Raw genomic sequence first — 2,648 nt, 5'->3', positions numbered from 1 at the left:
TGGGTATTCCGATTGAATAGTGCACGCTTTTCGCTTTTTCGGTGCACCTGTTTCCGGTAAATCAGTGCAGGTGATTCCGATTGCCAGTGCATTCCTCTATAATAAGTTCATACACATGTAAATGTGTAAATACTATTATGGAGGTCGATAATCATGGTGAATTATCGAGATATTATCAGGCTCAAGAGCCTGGACTACAGCAACGTAAGCGTTGCGAGCAGTAGCGGCAGTTCCAGAAATACCGTTGCCGAGGTATGGAAACTGGCACAGGATATAAATCTGGGCTGGCCGATACCGGATACCCTTACTGATAAGGACATCGGACTGATCCTATATCCGGATCGTGGTGTCAATGAGGGCAGGAAACTTCCTGACTTTGAATACATCTACAATGAACTGGCAAAGCCCGGAGTTACACTGACGCTTCTTTGGTCTGAGTATTGTGCCAAATGTGAAGCGGAACAGGCGATTCCGTATCAGCACACCCAGTTTAACGAGAAGTATCATGCTTATGCAGCTTCCAAGAAGGCTACTCTGCGGATTAAACGTAAACCGGGAGAACTTATGGAAGTAGACTGGGTTGGTGACACACTTACCGTTTTCGATGAAGCTGCGGGTGGATCCATCAAGGCTTATATATTTGTGGCATGCCTTCCGTGTAGCCTGTACAGCTATGCAGAAGCTTTTCCTGATATGAAGTCCAACCATTGGATTGATGCACATGTACATGCCTATTCCTTCTTTGGCGGCGTTACCCGTATTCTTGTCCCGGACAATTTAAAGACCGGTGTAATCAAGAACACGCGGACAGAGCTGGTTCTAAATCGCTCCTACCATGAGATGGCTGAACATTATGGCACTGCCATCATTCCTGCACGACCGGTCAAACCTCGTGACAAATCGAATGCAGAGGGCACAGTAGGTGTTCTTGAGACATGGATCCTTGCAGCACTCAGGAATCGCAAGTTCTTTTCCTTCGAGGAGTTGAATCGGGCAATCCGTGAAAAGCTGCAGGAGTTCAACGAGAAATCTTTTCAAAAAAAGAAAGGAAGCAGGCTTGCTGCATTTGAAGAGGAAGAAAAAAACTTCCTCTTGCCATTACCTGCTTCTTCGTATGAAACGGCTATCTGGTCAAAAGCCACCATACAACCTGATTATCTCATAAATATAGGAGATTGCAAGTATTCTGTGCCCTATGAATTTATTGGCAAGGGAGTCGAGATTCGAAGTACTGAAAAAAGCATCGAAGTCTTCTTCCACGGAAACCGTATCGCTTCCCATGTGCGTGTGGCCTATTCACCGAATCCGATTTATACTCCGGAACACATGCCCGAAAATCACCGGAAATACCTCGCTTATAACGCGGAGAGTTTTCAGGAGTGGGCCGAAAATGTGGGTGCTTCCACACTTCTGGTCGTGAAAAACTTTCTATTCATGCATAAGGTGGAACAGCAGGGATACAAGCCCTGCGCATCCCTTATGAAGCTTGCTGACCGTTATTCCATGGAGCGCCTGGAGAAAGCTTGTGAAAAGGCACTCAGCTACACTCCAAGTCCAAGTTTGAAAAATATATCAACCATCCTGAAAAATGGCCAGGATAAAGTAGCGGCCACAGCCTCTCCTGCTGACAGATGTACATCTCCTGGAATTACCCGTGGGGCAGCCTACTTCAAAGGAGGTGACCGCTAATGGTACGTCAGGTAACCATTGATAAGCTGCATGATATGCGGCTCTCGGTCATGGCAGATGCCTTCGACACCCAATGCAATGACCAGACCTTTGGTTCACTCTCATTCGAAGATCGCTTTGGTATGCTGGTCGACAAAGAATGGGACAAGCGTAAAAGCACTAAACTCCAAAAGTTAATCCGTACTGCTGATTTCCGGTATCCGAATGCCTGCGTGGAAGATATCGAATATCATGCGGACAGGAAACTGGATAAAGCACAGATGCTGGAGTTCACAGCCGGCAGGTACATCAGCGAAAACCACCATATCATACTGAAGGGCGCTTCTGGTAATGGAAAGACATATATTGCCTGTGCCCTCGGTATTACCGCATGCAGAAACTATGTCAAGGTTCGCTATGTAAGGCTGCCGGACCTTCTGAATGAACTTGCTGTGGCCCATGGGGAAGGAACCTTTGAAAAAGTAATCAAATCGTATCAGAAGGTTGACCTGCTGATACTGGATGAATTCCTTCTTTCGCCACTTGCAAGCGACCAGGCAAGGGAGCTTCTGGAAATCATCGAATCAAGAACCATGCGTGGCTCGGTCATCTTTTGTACCCAGTTTGAACCAGGTGACTGGTATGGACGTATCGGTACGGAAAGGGATGCTACGGTGTCAGAAGCCATCATCGACCGGATTGTTCACAATTCCTATGAAGTCATGATTGATGGCCGGATATCCATGCGTGAGCGCCATGGATTAAAATCCTCCGTCAAAGGATGTGGGGCACATGCTTGAGACCGATGAATTCTGAAGAATGGGTCAATCTTATCTGGGCAGTTGATCCTGGTGCCAACGATGAACTCGATTAAGATTTAACTTACAAACTGCACTCTATCCGGAAAGCGGTGCTCTGTTCTTCCGGATAGGGATGCTCTGACTTTCCGAAAAGCATGCATTATTGGAACGGAATATTCA

Annotated in this window: 2 protein-coding genes; both read left to right on the top strand. The window is 46.7% G+C overall.

Annotated elements, in window-relative coordinates; all coding sequences use genetic code 11:
• Positions 1-153 precede the first annotated feature (153 nt).
• Positions 154-1,689, top strand: coding sequence for an IS21 family transposase (istA, locus tag BUA79_RS12125; RefSeq protein ID WP_073994674.1), 1,536 nt, complete (start codon positions 154-156; stop codon positions 1,687-1,689).
• Positions 1,689-2,468 carry an IS21-like element helper ATPase IstB gene (gene istB / locus BUA79_RS12120; protein ID WP_073994673.1) on the top strand — a complete coding sequence of 260 codons (780 nt, stop codon included), beginning with the start codon at positions 1,689-1,691 and terminating at the stop codon, positions 2,466-2,468. The genes istA and istB overlap by 1 nt, the downstream gene beginning before the upstream one ends.
• Positions 2,469-2,648 lie beyond the last annotated feature (180 nt).

Origin of the sequence: Parasporobacterium paucivorans DSM 15970 (assembly GCF_900141895.1) — a bacterium.
In the GTDB taxonomy this organism is placed as follows: domain Bacteria; phylum Bacillota; class Clostridia; order Lachnospirales; family Lachnospiraceae; genus Parasporobacterium; species Parasporobacterium paucivorans.
This window is presented reverse-complemented; position numbering and strand designations above follow the sequence as displayed.